Consider the following 16,897-nt stretch of genomic DNA (forward strand, 5'->3'; position numbering starts at 1 on the left):
AATTGCGCCGCTATGACCCAAGCCTATATTCTTACCCTTTCGTGCCCCGACCGGCTCGGTCTGGTACATGCCGTCTCGGGCTTCCTGCTCGAGCAAGGCGGCAACATCGAAGAGGCCGCGCAGTATAACGACCCGGCCACCGGACTGTTCTTCATGCGCGTGCAATTTGCCTGCAACGGCTGCGATCCCGCGGCTCTGAGGGCGGCCCTGGCCGACCTGGGCGGCCAGTACCAGATGAAGTGGCGCCTGCACACCAAGGCCGAAGCCATGAAGACCGTGCTCATGGTCAGCAAGGAAGGCCACTGCCTCAACGACCTGCTGTTTCGCTGGAAGAGCGGCCTGCTGCCGGTGGACATCCGCGCCATCATCAGCAACCACCGCGAGTTCTACCAGCTGGCGGCCAGCTACAACATCCCCTTCCACCACATCCCCGTCACGGCTGCCACCAAGGCCCAGGCCGAGGCAAAGCAGTTCGAGATCATCGAGGCCGAAGGCGCCGAACTCGTGGTGCTGGCGCGCTACATGCAGGTGCTGTCCAACGACCTGTGCACCAAGCTGGCCGGCCGCGCGATCAACATCCACCACAGCTTCCTGCCCAGCTTCAAGGGCGCCAAGCCCTACTACCAGGCCCATGACCGCGGCGTGAAGCTGATCGGCGCCACGGCCCACTATGTGACGGCCGACCTGGACGAAGGCCCGATCATCGAGCAGGACGTGGCCCGCGCCGACCACACCGACACCGTGGAAGACCTCACGGCCCGCGGCCGCGACACCGAGAGCCAGGTGCTGGCCCGCGCCGTCAAGTGGCACAGCGAGCACCGCGTCATCCTCAACGGCCACAAGACCGTGGTCTTCCGCTGAAGCCGGCTCCCGGCCGCCCATGGCGAACGTGACCCTTGCCGCCGGCAGCGGCTTTGCCCCGCCCGGCAGCGGCGCCCGCCGCATCCCGCCCATACAGTGCCTGCTCACTTTCGAGGCGCTGGCGCGGCTGCGCAGCGTGACGCAGACGGCCGAGGAGCTGTGCGTCACGCCCAGCGCCGTCAGCCACCGCGTGCGCCAGCTCGAGCAGATCCTGGGCACGCGGCTGTTCGGCCGCTCGGACTTTTCGCTCACCACCGAAGGCAGCGCCTACCTGTCCCACGTGCGCGAGGGCCTGGGCGCGCTGCAGCGCTTTCCGGGCGAGGTCACGGCACCGGGCCGCCGCAGGCTCAAGCTGGCGGTCACGCCCACCTTTGCGCGCGTGATCCTGATCCCGCGCCTGCGCCAGTTCACGGAAACCTATCCCGAGATCGACATCGCCCTGCAGGTCTCCATCCCGCTGCTGGACGTGGTGGCCGAGGATGCCGACCTGATGGTGCGCTTCGGCCCCGGCCACTACGCCGACGTGGAGCACATCGAACTGGCGCGCGACGTGGTCACGCCGCTGGCCTCGCCGGCCTTCATCCGCGAGCATGGCCCCTTCGAGCAGCCCCAGGACCTGGAAGGCATGCCCCTGCTGCGCAGCCCGCTGGAGCCCTGGCGCACCTGGTTCGGCGCCACCGGCCTGGACTGGCCCGAGCCGCACGAGGGCTCGCAGTTCAACGACATCGGCCTGATGTGCGATGCGGCCTCGGCCGGCATGGGCATTGCCCTGGTGCGCCACAAGCTGGGCGCACCCTGGATGGACAACGGCACCCTGGTGCGCCTGTTCGACCTGGACACGGCCAGCCCCCATGCCCACTACCTGTGCTGGCGCACCGGCACCATGGACCGCTGGGAATGCGCGGCCTTTGCTGAATGGTTGAAGAGGGCGATGGCCTGCTGAGGCGCCCACAACGGAATTCACGGATTTCGCGGATTTCACGCGCCGTTGCAATAAACATCAGCGCAGTCCCGCTGCACAAAGACGGCGGCATCGCCTAAAGTCAGGCCCCATGACTTCCGCCAGCTCCCCAGCCAGCCCTGCCCCCGGCGCCATGGCGTCGGCCGCCGCCGATGCCGCCCACCAGCAGCCCACGGCCTCCGAACGCGCACGGCGCCAGGCCGAGGTCGTGGCCGCGCTGGCCCGCCATGTGCCCGCGCATGCCCTGCTGTGGAACGCCGAGGACACCACCCCCTATGAATGCGACGGACTCACGGCCTACCGCCAGCGCCCCCTGGTGGTCTGCCTGCCCGAGACCGAGGCCCAGGTCCAGGCCGTGCTGCGCGCCTGCCACGCCATCCAGGTGCCCGTGATCGCACGCGGCGCGGGCACCGGGCTGTCAGGCGGCGCCCTGCCCCATCCCATGGGCGTGACGCTGTCGCTGGCCAAGTTCAACAAGATCCTCCAGGTCGATGCCGCCAGCCGCACGGCCGTGGTGCAGTGCGGCGTGCGCAACCTGGCCATCAGCGAGGCTGCCGCGCCCCTGGGCCTGTACTACGCGCCCGATCCCAGCAGCCAGATCGCCTGCACCATCGGCGGCAACGTGGCCGAGAACTCGGGCGGCGTGCACTGCCTCAAGTACGGGCTGACCGTACACAACGTGCTGAAGGTGCGCGGCTTCACGGTGGAGGGCGAGCCGGTGGAGTTCGGCTCCACGGCGCTGGACACGCCGGGCTTCGACCTGCTGGCCATCCTGGTCGGCAGCGAAGGCATGCTGGCCGTGACCACCGAAGTCACCGTGCGCCTGATCCCCAAGCCCCAGCTGGCGCGCTGCATCATGGCCAGCTTCGACGACGTGCGCAAGGCCGGCGACGCCGTGGCCGCCGTGATCGCGGCGGGCATCATCCCGGCCGGGCTGGAGATGATGGACAAGCCCATGACGGCCGCCGTCGAGGACTTCGTCAAGGCCGGCTACGACCTCACGGCCGAGGCCATCCTGCTGTGCGAGAGCGACGGCACGCCCGAGGAAGTCGAGGAAGAGATCGCCCACATGAGCGAGGTGCTGCGCGGCGCCGGGGCCACGGCCATCACGGTGAGTGAAAGCGAGGCCGAGCGCCTGCGCTTCTGGAGCGGGCGCAAGAACGCCTTTCCCGCCAGCGGGCGCATCAGCCCCGACTACATGTGCATGGACTCCACCATCCCGCGCAAGCGCCTGGCCGACATCCTGCTGGCCATCCAGGAGATGGAAAAGAAATACGGCCTGCGCTGCGCCAACGTCTTCCACGCGGGCGACGGCAACCTGCACCCGCTGATCCTGTTCGATGCCAACGACCCCGACGAGCTGCACCGCTGCGAGCTGTTCGGCGCCGACATCCTGGAGACCAGCGTGGCCATGGGCGGCACGGTCACGGGCGAGCATGGCGTGGGCGTGGAAAAGCTCAACTCCATGTGCACCCAGTTCACCACGGCCGAGAACGACCAGATGTTCGCGCTCAAGGCCGCCTTCGACCCGCAGGCCCTGCTCAACCCCGGCAAGGTGATTCCCACGCTCAACCGCTGCGCCGAGTACGGAAAGATGCTGGTGCGCGGCGGCCAGATCTCACACCCGGACCTGCCGAGATTCTGAGGCGTGGTGCAACCGGCGTGGTGCAACCGGCGTGGTGCAACGGGCGCGGTGCAACCGGCGCCGTGCGACGTGCAACAGGCGCCGTGCAGTCCTTCCCGCCCTCAGGGCTGCTGCAGGCAGCGCGCCCACAGTCCGTCAAGCGCCCGGGCCAATGCGCCTCCCTGGCGGGGCACGGCCTGGCCCTCGCCCAGGTCTTCGACCAGGGTGTCCAGCGGCGTGGCTTCGGTCAGCGTGCGCACGCCGCACTCCATGGCCAGGGCCGTGTCCAGGTAGACCACGCGTGCGCCGGCCACGCTCCAGCGCGTGAGCTCGCGCACGCGGCCCACCTGGCCCAGCCGCAGGCGCATGGCCTCCATGCGCGCGGCCAATGAGCGGCGTATGCGCTCGCCCGCCTCGGGGCGGTCTTCCTCCAGCCGGCGCAGCGCCGCCTCCTGCTGCTCCAGGGTGCGGTCCATCGCCTGCAAGGCCGCCTCGCGGCCCAGCCGGGCCTCGTCGTAGCGCGGCAGGGCCGCGCGCAGCCGCACCAGCGTCCGCTCCCGCTCGCGCGCATAGACATGCCCGGCCGCGCGCCCGGCCTGCGCACAGGCCTGGGCTGCCAGCACCAGGCGCTGCGGCGCGGCCTCGGCACTGAGGCTTTGCGGACGGAAGCTGCCGCACTCCTTCATGTCCCCCAGCACACGCAGATCCTCCAGGTGCCGCTGCCTGTGGTCGGCATCCCTTTGCGCCTCCTGCGCGTGGCGCCGCAGCATCTCCTGCCGCTGCCGCTCCAGCACGAGCAGCTCACGCCATTCGCCACGCAACCGCGCCTCGAACCGGGCCTGTTCGCTTTCGGCGGCGCGCTGCAGTGGCCCGACCTCCTGGCGCAGACTGGCCTGCAGGTAGTCACGCACGCCTGCGCGCTCGCAGGCGTACTCGACGATGCGCCCGCCGCTGCCGTCTCCCACGCTGCGCCAGCTGCTGCGCGCGCAGGCCGACCTGTCCTGCAGCACCTGCCCTATCGACACGCCCGAGGCGGCGCCCCAGGGAGCAGCCCGCACGGTCAGCACCTCGCCATCGTCACCGCCGCAACCGCCCAGCAGCAGGGCCAGGCCCGCAGGCAGCAGCCACACTCCTTGCCAGCGCATGGGCCCTCCTGTGCTTGTGATTTCTGGTTGAGTCTTTGATGTTAACTATCAATCACAACGGATATGTGATTTTTCACAATACTCACTGCACAATCAGACTTATCCCATAGCGTGCCCGCATGCAGGATGCGAAGCAGCGGTTTGCGCAGAAATTACGTGATTCCCTGGAGGCCCGTGGCTATGAAGCCAAGCCCTCGGTGCTGGAGCGCGAATTCAACACACGCTTCTGGGGCAAGCCCATGTCGCAGCACGGCGTGCGTCTGTGGCTGCTGGGCAAGACCATGCCCAACACCAAGAAACTTGCTGCGCTGGCCGACTGGTTGCAGGTGCCGCTGGAGGAGTTCCTGCGCGCGCCGCAGCCGGCGCGTGAGGTGCGTGAGCCCAAGGGCAGCTGGTCCGCCGGCCTGGGCTACGAGGACAACGAGCTGTTCAAGATCTACCTGCGCCTTCCCGTACCCAAGCGCCGCCTGGCGCGCGACGTGATCCTGGCCATCGCACGCGCCCATGAGGCCGAGGAAGCGGAACGCGCCGCAGGCTCGTAGCCGCGCGGCGCGTCGATCAACCCTTGATACGGCTGCTGCGGGGCAGCACTGCATCGCCCCGCACGTGCATCAACCACCCATGGCACGCTGGCGTGCATCGCGCTGGGCAGGCGTTTCGTTGATCAGTTCATTGATCACTTCCTGCCGCGTCTTGCCGCCACCGGTCTGCGGTGCAGGCGCCGGGTAGACGCCGGCATTGAAGCGCGAGGTGCCGCCCTGGCGCACGGCCGCCTCGGCCTCGGCCGTCACCTGGGCGCGCGTCTTGCTGCTCTTGAAATGTTCGGGATGGACGACGGCACCCGCCTCGTTGTTGGCCGGGTGGATGTACCCGGCCGCCGATGCCATGCCCGGCAGCAGCAGCGCTGCCGATGCGACCAGGCCGGCGATCAGGGTAGCGGGGGTGAAACGGCGTTGCGACATGGTGTGTCCCTTTCAAAGAACGTTGGTGATTCGTTCTCCCCACGCCCCGCAAGGCGGAACGCCGGGGAGAGGACTCCAATGTAGAAATCGCCCCCCCACGCCACCCCCACAGGATGGTGACATTGCTGTCATACAACCGACACAGATGACCGCGCCACGGTGGCGCCTCGGCGCTCGTCAGCCCCGGTACTGCGCACGCGCGCGGCCGGGCGCCAGAGGGTCCAGGCGCACGTCCAGCAGGCCCTCGGCATCGCCCGCGATGCGCGCCAGCGTCTGGCCGAAGGGATCGGCGAACTGGCTGCCTCCGCTGAAAGCGTAGCTGTCGCCAGGGCCCACGCGGTTGGCCATGGCGATGTAGCACTGGTTGTCCATCGCACGCACGGGCACGGCATGGCGATGGATGTGGCCGTGGGGGTGCATCATCCCGTCCATCAGCACGATCAGGTCCACGCCCTGCGCACCCAGCGCGCGGGCCGGTGCCGCAAACTCGATGTCGAAGCAGATCAGCATTCCCAGCCGCAGGCCGCGCCATTCGCATGTGGGCCAGCGCTCACCTGCCTCGAACACGCCCTGGTCCGAGTCGTAGAGCATGGTCTTGCGGTAGTGCAGCAGCACCTGCCCGTCGGCATCGATCAGCAGGCCGGCATTGAAGCGGCGGCCCTGGTCTGCTTCGGCCAGGCCGATGGCGACAGCCACGCCGGCTTGCCGCGCGGCCTCGCGCAGCGCGGTGGCCGAGGGGCCATCCAGCGGCTCGGCCAGCTGCGCCACGTTGTCGGGCCGGGGAAATCCGCTGATGCAGGTTTCGGGAAAGACCAGCAGGTCGGCCTGACCCGCGCTGGCCCTGATCGTCTTCAGCGTCATCGCCAGGTTGCCGGCAATGTCGCCGTCACGCAGACGGGGCTGGATGATGCGGATGCGGTGCTCCGTCATGGTGTGCGCTCCTTGGGATGCAAAGGGTGGCTGTCCTGCCGCGGCTGGCAACTGGCGGCCTCCTCGGCCTGCAGATCCAGGTTGCGGGCCAGCCCCCCGTAAAGGCTGCCGGCGACGAGAATGCCCGGCAGCCAGGCGAAGTCCACGCCGCCCAGCCGCTGCGCAGCCCAGCCGATGAAGACCGCATGGCCATCGGTGGCGTCGTGGATGTGCATGAACGGCACCATGGCTGCAAAGCCGCCCAGATAGGCGCAGATGCCGCGCCAGCCCCAGGCGCCGTAGATGCCCTGTGGCGTGAAGAAATCAGCGATGGCGTAGCGGCCCTTGCGCACCAGGAAGTAGTCCACGAGGTTGACCGCCGTCCATGGCACCAGGAAGTACAGCAGCAGCGCCAGGAAGGAGTGCAGCAGTGCCACGCCGCTGCCCTGGATGGACAGCACGCACGCGAGGATGGTGGCGCTGATGGCGGCGATGGCACCGATGCGTGCACTGCGCGTGGGGCGCAGGCCGCCCAGCGAATCCGCCGCCGTGAGCACGGTCAGCGCCGCGCTGTACGTGTTCAACGCGATGATGGGCAGGAAGGCCACGACGGCCAGGGCAGGCAGCAGCCGGTCCGCGCCCGGGAAAAGCGCCGCGCCGATCTGGCCCAGCGCCGCCAGCGCGTCCCCGGCCTGCAGCCGCTGCGCCATCCAGGCGCCCAGCCCGATCATCCAGGCCCCGGACAGCGATGCACCCAGGAAGATGGCTGCGATCAGGCGCCGGGGCGCAGTGTGGCGCGGCAGGTAGCGCGAATAGTCGGACACATAGGGCGCATAGGAGATGTTGTAGCTGGCCGCGATGGTGAACTGCGCGGCAAAGGCGCTCCATGCGAATCCTGGCAATGGCTCCGACCGACCGTGCAAGGCGGGCTCGCCCACGCCTGCCAGCAACGCCAGCGTGGCCAGCGCATACAGGGGCAGCGCCAGCACCAGTGCATGGCGGAAGGCCTTGTGCATCACATCGTGGCCGCAGACCGCCAGCAAGGCGCCTGCCGCCACGGCCACGCAGGCCGTGGGCGCTGGCGGCAGGCCGAACACGGCCTGCATGCCCTGCATGATGAGCGAGACGTTGACGACGTTGAACCCCGTGAACACCAGCAGCGTGGCGCAAAGGGCCAGGGTGACGCCACGAAAGCCGAACTGGGCGCGCGACTGGATCATCTGTGGCAGCCCCAGCTGCGGCCCCTGCGCGCCGTGCAACGCCATGAACAGCGTGCCGAACATGATGCCCAGCGTCCCGGCCAGGGCGCTCCAGGGCGCCGAAAGCCCCAGCGACGGGCCGACGAAGCCGATGGAAAGCGTGAAGAAGTGGAAGTTGCCCAGAAACCAGAACGGGCCCTGGTCGGCGAGCCGCGCGTGGCGCTCGCTGTCGGGAATGCAGTCGATGGACCGGCTCTCCACGGCGATGCGGGCACGGCCGTGCTGTCCGCTGGCGGGGCTGTTCATGGCCTTGTCCCTCCCGTTGTCCTTGCTGTTGTGGGACGAATTCTAGGCAGGGGTTCGCAGCCGCTCCATGCCAAATGCGCGAGGTTCACATCGATGGGCAAAGATGTGTGGCCCGGGATATCCCGGGCATGAAGAAACCCGCTGCAGCCAGGCTGCAGCGGGTTCCAAAGTGGCCGCCCGGGTGCTGCCCGGGCGCCGCGTCACACGGCAGGTGCCGGCGCGGCGGGCGCGGGGTCTGTGCCGCTGGCCTCCGACGGATCGTTGCGATGCACCAGCCGGTACAGCAGCGGCAGCACCAGCAGGGTCAGCAGCGTGGACGACAGGATGCCGCCGATCACCACCGTGGCCAGCGGCCGCTGCACCTCGGCGCCCGTGCCCGTGGCAATGGCCATGGGCACGAAGCCCAGCGAGGCCACCAGGGCCGTCATCAGCACGGGGCGCAGCCGGGTGAGCGCGCCTTCGGTCACGGCGTCGGGCACGCTGGCGCCCTGCTCTCGCAGGCTCCTGATCCAGGAGATCATGACCAGGCCGTTGAGCACGGCCACGCCCGACAGCGCGATGAAGCCCACCGCCGCCGAGATGGACAGCGGTATGTCGCGCAGCCACAGCGCCAGGATGCCGCCCGTGAGCGCGAACGGAATGCCCGTGAAGACCACCAGCCCGTCGCGCACATTGCCGAACATGGCGAACAGCAGCACGAAGACCATGAGCAGGGCCACGGGCACGACGATCTGCAGGCGGCGCGTGGCCGACTCCAGGTTCTCGAAGGTGCCGCCCCAGCGCGTCCAGTAGCCGGGCGGCAGCGACAGGCCTTGCAGCTTCTGCTGCGCCTCGCCCACGAAGGAGCCGATGTCGCGCCCGCGCACATTGGCGCTGACCACGATGCGGCGCTTGCCGTCCTCGCGGCTGACCTGGTTGGGGCCGGGCGCGGTCTCGAACGTGGCCACGGCCGACAGCGGCACGAAGCCGATGCGCCCGTCCGCCCCGCGCGGCAGGGCGATGGGCAGGCGGCTCAGGGCCTGCAGGTCGTTGCGCACGGCGTCCGGCAGGCGCACCTGGATGTCGAAGCGCTTGTCGCCCTCGAACACCGTGCCGGCCTCGGTGCCGCCCATGGCGGTGCTGATGGCGCCCTGCACATCGCCCATGTTCAGGCCGTAGCGCGAGGCCTTTTCGCGGTCGATCTGCACGGTGAGCATGGGCAGGCCCGTGGTCTGCTCGACCTTGACCTCGGAGGCGCCCGCGATCTGCTGCAGCATGCCGGCCACGGTCTGGGCGCTTTTCTCCAGCACGGCCATGTCGTCGCCGAAGATCTTCACGGCCACGTCGCTGCGCACGCCCGAGATCAGCTCGTTGAAGCGCAGCTGGATCGGCTGGGAGAACTCGTAGTTGTTGCCCGGGATGCGGTCCACCGACGCCTGCACGGCGGCCAGCAGCTCATCGCGCGGGCGCGCCGGGTCGGGCCACTCGCTGCGGGCTTTCAGCATGATGTAGCCGTCGGAGATGTTGGGCGGCATGGGGTCGGAGGCGATCTCGGCCGTGCCGGTGCGCGCGAACACGCGGTCGATCTCGGGGAACTCCTTCTTGAGCGCCTTCTCGATCTGCATCTGCATTTCCAGCGACTGCGTGAGGCTGGTGCCGGGGATGCGCAGCGCCTGGATGGCGAAGTCCCCCTCGTTGAGGTTGGGCGCGAACTCGCTGCCCAGGCGCGTGGCCAGCAGCAGGCTCAGCGCCACGGCCACGGCGGCGGCCGTGAGCACCACGGCGGGCGCGGCCATGACGCGCGCCAGCACGGGCGCATAGCCGCGGCGTGCCCAGCCCATGAGGCGGTTTTCCTTCTCGGCCACCTTCTCGCCCATGAACAGCGCAATCGCCGCCGGGATGAAGGTGATGGACAGCAGCATGGCGCCGGCCAGCGCAATGACCACCGTGAGCGCCATGGGGTGGAACATCTTGCCCTCCACACCCGTGAGCGCGAAGATGGGCAGGTAGACCACCATGATGATGAGCTGGCCGAACAGCAGCGGGCGGCGCGCCTCCTTCGCGGCGGCGAAGACTTCATGGAAGCGTTCGCTGCGCGTCAGCGACCGTCCGCGCGCCTCCTGCGCATGGGCCAGGCGGCGCACGCAGTTCTCCACGATGACCACGGCGCCGTCGATGATGATGCCGAAGTCCAGCGCCCCCAGGCTCATGAGGTTGGCGCTGACCTTGTAGTGCACCATGCCCGTGAAGGTGAACAGCATGGACAGCGGGATGATCAGCGCCGTGATCAGCGCCGCGCGCAGGTTGCCCAGGAACAGGAAGAGGATGACCACCACCAGGGCCGCGCCCTCCACCAGGTTCTTCTTGACCGTGGCGATGGCCTTGTCCACCAGGTTGGTGCGGTCGTAGACGGTGATGGCCTTGACGCCCGGGGGCAGGCCCCGGTTGATCTCGGCCATGCGCTGGTCCACGGCGCGCGAGACGGTTCGGCTGTTCTCGCCGATCAGCATGAACACCGTGCCCAGCACCACCTCGCGGCCGTTGTCGGTGGCCGCGCCCGTGCGCAGCTCCTGGCCCAGGCCGACCTCGGCCAGGTCGCGGATGCGGATGGGCTGGCCCTGGGCCGAGCCCACGATGACCTCGCGGATGTCGGCGATGCCGCCGACCTGGCCCGGCGCGCGGATCAGGTACTGCTCGCCCTGGCGCTCGATGTAGCCGGCGCCCACGTTGGCGTTGTTGCGCTGCAGGGCGGTGACGATGTCGGCCAGCGTGAAGCCGTAGGCGGCCAGCTTCTCGGGCGCGGGCGCCACCAGGTACTCCTTGGCGTAGCCGCCGATGGAGTTGATCTCGGTGACGCCGGGCACGTTGCGCAGCTGCGGCTTGATGACCCAGTCCTGGATCTCGCGCAGGTCCATGGGCGTGTAGGGCGTGCCGTCGGGCTTTTTCGCACCGTCCTCGGCCTCCACGGTCCACAGGTAGATCTCGCCCAGGCCCGTGGAAATGGGGCCCAGCGTGGGCGTGATGCCCGCAGGTAGGCTGTCGCGCGCCTGCTGTATGCGCTCGCCCACCAGCTGCCGCGCGAAGTAGATGTCCGTGCCGTCCTTGAACACCACGGTGACCTGGGACAGCCCGTAGCGCGACAGCGAGCGCGTCTGCTCCAGGTGGGGCAGGCCGGCCATCACCGTCTCTATGGGATAGGTGACGCGCTGCTCGGTCTCCAGCGGCGAGTAGCCGCTGGCCTGGGTGTTGATCTGCACCTGGACATTGGTGATGTCGGGCACGGCGTCGATGGGCAGGCGCTGGTAGTTGTAGATGCCCAGGCCCGCCATGGCCAGCACGGCCAGCAGGACCAGCCAGCGCTGCTCTATGGCGAATCGGATGATGCGTTCAAACATGGACTCTCCGATCAGTGGCTGTGTTCGGCGCTGGCCTTGCCCAGCTCGGCCTTGAGCATGAAGCTGCCCTCGGCCACGTAGGATTGGCCGGGCTTGAGGCCTTCGAGCACCTCGGTGGCCTTGCCATCGCTGCGGCCCACGCGCACGGGCTGGGCGCGGAAACCGCCCTGCACGGGCACGAAGACCACGGTCTGCTGCTCCATCTTCTGCAGTGCCTGCGTGGCCACGGCCAGCGGCGCCTGCCGGGACGATGCCGTCAGCTCCACATTCACGAACAGGCCCGGGCGCCACACGCCGTCGGGGTTGGGCAGGGTGATGCGCGCGGGGGCCGTGCGCGTGTCCTGGCCGATCAGGGCGCCCACATAGGCCACCTCGCCCGTGGCCGAGGAGTCGAAGGCCGTGGCGCGCACCGTGGCCTTCTCGCCCACACGCACGGCGGGCAGGTCGGGCGCGGCCACGCGCATCTCGGCCCAGACGCTGCGCAGGTCGGAGATGGTGAAGACCTGGGTGGTGTCCTGCACGGCCTCGCCCACGGACAGGTGCTTTTCCACGATCACGCCGTCAAACGGCGCGCGCAGCTCGAAGCGGTTGAGCCCGCCCGCACCACCGCCGGCACCGGCGCCCGTGGCGGCCAGCTTCTGCTGGGCGTTGGAGACGGCGATCTCGGCCTCGCGCAGCGCCTGGCGCGCCTGCAGGTAGTCCTGCTCGGCCGAGACCTTTTCCTCCCACAGCTGCTTTTCACGCGCATAGGTGGTGCGGGCCAGCTCCAGGCGCTTGCTGGCGGCCAGCAGTTCGCTGCGCTGCTCGGAGACGGCGGCGCTGCTGAGCACGGCCAGCAGCTGGCCCTTCTTCACGTTCTGGCCCAGGTTGGCGGGAACGCTCTCGGCAATGCCGGCCACGCGCGGCACGACGTGGGCCGTGCGGTCTTCGTTGAAGCGGATCTCCCCGGGCAGCTGCAGCACGGAGCGCACGGTGGCCGGGCCGGCCTCGGCCAGGCGCACGCCGGCCGCCTGCATGCGCTGGGCGTCCATGGCGATCAGGCCTTCGTCGTCGCCATGGCCGGCTTCGGCGGTGGCTGCGGGTTTGGCGGCGGGCCTGGCCTCGGCTTTTTCCGCCTTGGAATCTTCATGGTGCTCATCGTCGGCATGGCCTTCGTCGTGCTTGTGGCCATCGGCTGCGGCTGCGGCTGCAGCGCCGTGGTGCTCGCCATCGGCATGGCCTGCGGCCTCGCTGTGGCCGTGGCCATGGCTGTCGGCCTTGGCGGCACCCGGCGGGCCGCTGCGCAGGATCAGCGTGGCGGCCAGCGCACCCACGGCCAGGATGACGGCAATGGCCACAAGGGTGCGGCGCGGTGCCAGGGGGGAGGAGGAGGGCTTGGTGTTCATGGTCTGGATGCAATCAGGTGGCTATCGGGGTCAGAGGCCGGCTTCTGTGCCGAGCAGGCGGTCGATGTCGGCGGCGGCGCGGTGCGTGGCCAGCAGCTGGTCCAGGTACTGGCTGCGCGCTTCGGACCAGGTGCGCTGCGCGTCCAGCACGTCGAGGTAGGCGAACTTGCCCAGCGCAAAGCCGCGCGAGGCCAGCTCGTAGGCCGTGCGCGCCGTGGGCAGCACCTCCTCGGCCAGCTGGCGCGCCTGCTCCCGGCTGGACTGCAGCAGCTCGCGCGCCTCGAACAGCTGGGCCTGCAGCTGAACGCGCGTGGCCAGCAACTGCTCCTCGGCCTGGTCGGCCAGGCGCAGGGCCTGCAGCTGGTTGCCCCGGTTGCTGTCGAGCACGGGCAGGGGCACGGAGACGCCGACCACGAGCTGGTTGCGCCCGACCTCGGTGGCGCGCTTGACGCCCAGGCTGACGGTGGGATCGGGCAGGCGGCGCGCACGCTCCAGGTCGGCCGTGGCGCGGCTTTGCTCCAGCGCCTGGCGCGCACGCAGCACGGCGGGAGCCTGTTCGATGCGCTGCTGCAGGGCCGCCAGTTCCGGCAGCTGGGGCAGCGCGTCCACGGCGCCCTCGGCCTGGCCGAAGGGGCGCACGCTCTCGCCCCACAGCGCCTGCAGCTGGCCGCGCGCCACGCGCAGGGCAGAGCGGGCCCGGGCCTGCTCCAGCAGGGCGCCGGACTCGGCCACGCGGGCCCGGGTCTCCTCCAGCGGCGCCACCTTGCCGGCCGCCACGCGCCGGGCCGCCGCCTCGCGCGCGCTGCTGGCGATCTCCAGCGTCTGCCCGGCCAGGACCACGCGCTGCTGCGCGGCCAGCACGCCGAAAAAGGCCGCGCCCACATCGGCGCGCAGCGCGGCCTCGGTCCCTGCCAGTTCGGCGCGGGCCAGGTCGCGGCCGCGCTCGGCCACGCGCATGCGGGCCTCGCGCTTGCCGCCCACTTCCAGGGTCTGGTTCAGCTGCACGGTCAGCGTGCGGGTGCTGCGGCGCGTGTCCTCCTGCGACCAGGCCAGCTCGGGATTGGGCCGGGCCTGGCTTTGCAGCACGGCCCCCTCCGTGGCGGCCAGCGCCTGGCGGGCCGCGCGCAGGCCGGGATTGCCGTCCAGCGCCAGGGCCAGTGCCTGCTGCAGGTCCAGCGGCGGGCCATCAGGAAGGGATGCGCCTGCAAAGGCGGGTGGCGCCACGGAATCGGCCGGTGGCTCGGCGGCCTGCACGACGCCGCAGGCGGCCAGCGCCGCCAGCACCCACGGTGCGAAGGCTGTCCTCGACGGAAAGGACGAAGGAAAAGACATACACGGGCTCCTTGCCCGCAGCGCGGATCAGGCGTGATCGCTTGGTCGATCAGGCCCCACGCCACAGGGCGCGCACGGACGAGGGCCGCTGCGCGCGAAGGGATTTCTGGAAAATGCCGGTCCGGGGCGAAACAGGGCGATGAACGCCGAATGCCCGGCCGGCGGCTGCAGGAGCGTCAGCCCTGCCAGCGGGGCCGGTCGGGGCGCAGCAGCACGGCCGAGGCATGCCGGCGCAGCGGCTCGGCGAATTGCGCGGGCGGCGGGGCCACCGGCGCCGCCTGCCAGTGCTGTGTGGCAGCGGCCACCCAGGCGTGGCACATGGAGCAGTCCACGCTGAGCGAGGACTGCAGGCCCTGGTCGGCCTTTTGCGCAGGCGGGCCGGACTCGGCATCCGTGCCCGTGCCCGCATGGCGCTCGGCGCCCATGCCGTGCAGGCTCACGCCATGGACATGGTGGCCGAAGTGCCGGGTCTCATGCCCGTCGTGGCGGCACAGCGCAGCGGCCGCCATCCAGGTCCACTGGAACAGCAGCGCGATCACGAGGATGGCAAGGGCGGCAAGACGGGGCCGGGTCATGGAAGAGGGCATGGCAGAAGTGCGGGATTGTCGGGCATGGCGTTTGACCCCAATCGCGACTGCCCCATGCCGGCGAGTCTAGGGCGGCGCAGCGACCCGGCGCTGTCGGGCACATGACAAATTTGTCATCTCCGAAAACCCTTGCCTGCCCCGACAATGCTCGGCATGAAAGTCCTGGTCATCGAAGACGAAACCAAGCTGGCCGACTACCTCCGCAAGGGCCTGACCGAGGAGGGGTTCGTGGTCGATGTCGCGCACAACGGCATCGACGGACTGCACCTGGCCACCGAGCTGGCCTACGACCTCATCGTGCTCGACGGCATGCTGCCCGGCATCGACGGCCTGGCCGTGCTGGCGGCGCTGCGCCAATCGCGCCAGACGCCAGTGCTGATGCTGACGGCGCGCGGCCAGGTGGAGGACCGCGTGCGCGGCCTGCAAGGCGGCGCCGACGACTACCTGGTCAAGCCCTTCGCGTTCTCCGAGCTGGTGGCGCGCATGCATGTGCTGCTGCGCCGCGGCGGCGGCACGGCCCAGCCTGCGGCCGAGGCCACCACGCTGCGCATGGCCGACCTGGAGCTGGACCTGATACGCCGCCGCGCCACGCGCGCCGGCCAGCGCCTGGACCTGACGGCCAAGGAATTCAACCTGCTGAGCCTGCTTCTGCGCCGCCAGGGCGAGGTGCTGTCGCGCACCGAGCTGGCCTCCCAGGTCTGGGACATGAATTTCGACAGCGAGACCAATGTGGTCGAGGTGGCCGTGCGCCGCCTGCGCCTGAAGCTGGACCAGCCCTTCGCGCAGCCCCTGCTGCACACGGTGCGCGGCATGGGCTATGTGCTGGAGTCGCGCGCACCGTGAGCGTTGCCCCTGCCGACATTCCCCACCTGGGCCGGCGCCTGTCGCGCTGGCTGGCCCTGCAGACCATGCTGGGCCTGGGCCTGGTGTGCGCGGCCGTCTACGGGGTGGCATCGATGACGCTGGAGCAGCACCAGCACGAGACGCTGGACCTCAAGCAGCAGGCCGTGCTGCACCTGATGACCGAAAGCCGCAGCGCCCACAACGAAGCCGGGCTGGCCCACATGCTGGACGACTTTCTCACGGGCCTGGACGAGATGTCGCTGCGCATCACCGACCTGCAGGGCCGCGTGCTCTACGAGCGCCTGCGCACGCCCAAGAATCCCGGCCGCACGCTGCAGCGCAGCTTCGAGGTCGTGCTGGCCGACTCCGGCCAGCAGGCCCGTGCCCAGCTCACGCTGGACCGGGCCGAAGACGACCGGCAACTGTCCCTGCTGGCCTGGACGCTGGCCCTGGCTGCCGTGGGCGGCGCCCTGCTGGTGTCGCTGACCGGCATCTGGCTGGTGCGCCTGGGCCTGGCGCCGCTGCGACAGCTGACCGAGCAGACGCGCCAGCTGTCGGCCCAGGACCTGCAGCGGCGCCTGGACGACAGCGGGCAGCCGCAGGAGCTGCGGCCGCTGATCGCACAGTTCAACGCCCTGCTGGAGCGGCTGTCCGTGGCCTACCGGCAGATGGAGGCCTTCAACGCCGACGTGGCCCATGAGCTGAACACGCCGCTGACCACGCTGATCAGCAGCTGCGAGCTGGCCCTGCGCAAGCCGCGCAGCGAGGCCGAGCTGCGCGAGGTGCTGGCTTCCAACCTGGAGGACCTGCGGCGCATGGCCGGCATCGTGGCCGACATGCTGTTTCTCTCCCAGGCCGACCGGGGCCAGGGCGCGCGCCTGGCGCCCTGGGCCAGCCTGGCCGCGCTGGCCCACGAGGTCATCGACTTCCACGAGGCCGCGCTGCAGGAGGCCGACCTGCAGGTCGTCGTCCAGGGCGACGCGGCCGCCGAGGTCGATGCGCGGCTGCTGCGCCGGGCGCTGTCCAACCTGCTGGGCAATGCCACACGCTATGCACAGCGCGGCTCCACCATCACCGTGCAGATCGGCGCGCGGCCCTGTACCCACCACGGGGGCGCCGGCGATGTGGCGCTGGCGGTGCTCAACCGGGGCCCGGCCATCGATCCCGTCCACCTGCCGCGCCTGTTCGACCGCTTCTACCGCGCCGACGCCGCGCGCAGCCAGGCCGACCGCAACCATGGCCTGGGCCTGGCCATCGTGGCCGCCATCGCGCGCATGCACGGCGGGCGCTGCTTTGCCGAGTCCGAGGGCGGCTTCACGCGCATCGGCCTGGAACTGCCCGACAGCCCGAGCCCGCCGCGCGATTCCCCGGCCTGAACACAGGCACCGGAGCGGCGGCACAATGGCGCC

14 protein-coding genes are annotated in these 16,897 nt (G+C 70.0%); 6 read left to right on the plus strand and 8 right to left on the minus strand.

The window, feature by feature from the left end:
- Positions 1-12: 12 nt before the first annotated feature.
- The 3 genes from purU to AC5I49_RS19540 all read left to right on the plus strand — a co-directional run bounded on the left by purU (position 13) and on the right by AC5I49_RS19540 (position 3,467).
- Positions 13-861 (plus strand): formyltetrahydrofolate deformylase, encoded by an 849-nt coding sequence (gene purU, locus AC5I49_RS19530; RefSeq protein ID WP_013804418.1) that lies wholly within the window; start codon positions 13-15, stop codon positions 859-861.
- Positions 862-880: 19 nt separating this feature from the next.
- Entirely contained in the window at positions 881-1,804 is a 924-nt protein-coding gene (locus tag AC5I49_RS19535) for a LysR substrate-binding domain-containing protein (protein WP_016451963.1), read from the plus strand.
- Positions 1,805-1,955: 151 nt separating this feature from the next.
- Positions 1,956-3,467: an FAD-linked oxidase C-terminal domain-containing protein gene (locus AC5I49_RS19540; protein ID WP_016446647.1), complete on the plus strand. Its 1,512-nt coding sequence runs from the start codon at positions 1,956-1,958 to the stop codon at positions 3,465-3,467.
- 101 nt (positions 3,468-3,568) lie between these two features.
- Here AC5I49_RS19540 and AC5I49_RS19545 read toward each other — a convergent pair whose 3' ends face one another.
- Positions 3,569-4,591, minus strand: coding sequence for a hypothetical protein (locus tag AC5I49_RS19545; protein ID WP_043789237.1), 1,023 nt, complete (start codon positions 4,589-4,591; stop codon positions 3,569-3,571).
- A 119-nt stretch (positions 4,592-4,710) separates the two neighbouring features.
- Here AC5I49_RS19545 and AC5I49_RS19550 point away from each other — a divergent pair, with 119 nt between their 5' ends.
- Positions 4,711-5,133, plus strand: coding sequence for a hypothetical protein (locus AC5I49_RS19550; protein WP_016446649.1), 423 nt, complete (start codon positions 4,711-4,713; stop codon positions 5,131-5,133).
- Between the two features lie 69 nt (positions 5,134-5,202).
- Here the strand turns inward: AC5I49_RS19550 and AC5I49_RS19555 are convergent, their stop codons facing one another.
- From AC5I49_RS19555 to AC5I49_RS19585, 7 genes are all read right to left on the minus strand, one after another.
- The gene (locus AC5I49_RS19555; protein ID WP_016446650.1) at positions 5,203-5,553 is read right to left on the minus strand and encodes a DUF4148 domain-containing protein; all 351 of its coding nucleotides are present in this window, start codon (positions 5,551-5,553) and stop codon (positions 5,203-5,205) included.
- 177 nt (positions 5,554-5,730) lie between these two features.
- On the minus strand, positions 5,731-6,483 hold the full coding sequence (locus AC5I49_RS19560; protein ID WP_016451966.1) for a carbon-nitrogen hydrolase family protein: 753 nt from the start codon (positions 6,481-6,483) through the stop codon (positions 5,731-5,733).
- A complete protein-coding gene (locus AC5I49_RS19565; RefSeq protein ID WP_495789766.1) occupies positions 6,480-7,967 on the minus strand; it encodes a purine-cytosine permease family protein in 1,488 nt (495 codons plus the stop codon). Before AC5I49_RS19565 ends, AC5I49_RS19560 begins: the two co-directional genes overlap by 4 nt.
- Before the next feature lie 200 nt (positions 7,968-8,167).
- A complete protein-coding gene (locus tag AC5I49_RS19570; protein WP_495789767.1) occupies positions 8,168-11,341 on the minus strand; it encodes a CusA/CzcA family heavy metal efflux RND transporter in 3,174 nt (1,057 codons plus the stop codon).
- Positions 11,342-11,352: 11 nt separating this feature from the next.
- On the minus strand, positions 11,353-12,726 hold the full coding sequence (locus AC5I49_RS19575) for an efflux RND transporter periplasmic adaptor subunit (RefSeq protein WP_495789768.1): 1,374 nt from the start codon (positions 12,724-12,726) through the stop codon (positions 11,353-11,355).
- Positions 12,727-12,756: 30 nt separating this feature from the next.
- Positions 12,757-14,058, minus strand: a complete 1,302-nt coding sequence (locus AC5I49_RS19580) for a TolC family protein (RefSeq protein WP_133072591.1) — start codon at positions 14,056-14,058, stop codon at positions 12,757-12,759.
- A 176-nt stretch (positions 14,059-14,234) separates the two neighbouring features.
- The gene (locus tag AC5I49_RS19585) at positions 14,235-14,645 is read right to left on the minus strand and encodes a hypothetical protein (protein WP_223275155.1); all 411 of its coding nucleotides are present in this window, start codon (positions 14,643-14,645) and stop codon (positions 14,235-14,237) included.
- A 153-nt stretch (positions 14,646-14,798) separates the two neighbouring features.
- Here AC5I49_RS19585 and AC5I49_RS19590 point away from each other — a divergent pair, with 153 nt between their 5' ends.
- Complete coding sequence (locus tag AC5I49_RS19590) at positions 14,799-15,488, plus strand: heavy metal response regulator transcription factor (protein WP_026062596.1); 690 nt, start codon at positions 14,799-14,801, stop codon at positions 15,486-15,488.
- Positions 15,485-16,864 carry a heavy metal sensor histidine kinase gene (locus AC5I49_RS19595; RefSeq protein WP_043789226.1) on the plus strand — a complete coding sequence of 460 codons (1,380 nt, stop codon included), beginning with the start codon at positions 15,485-15,487 and terminating at the stop codon, positions 16,862-16,864. Before AC5I49_RS19590 ends, AC5I49_RS19595 begins: the two co-directional genes overlap by 4 nt.
- The last annotated feature ends 33 nt before the right edge of the window (positions 16,865-16,897 follow it).

Source organism: Delftia sp., assembly GCF_059499305.1.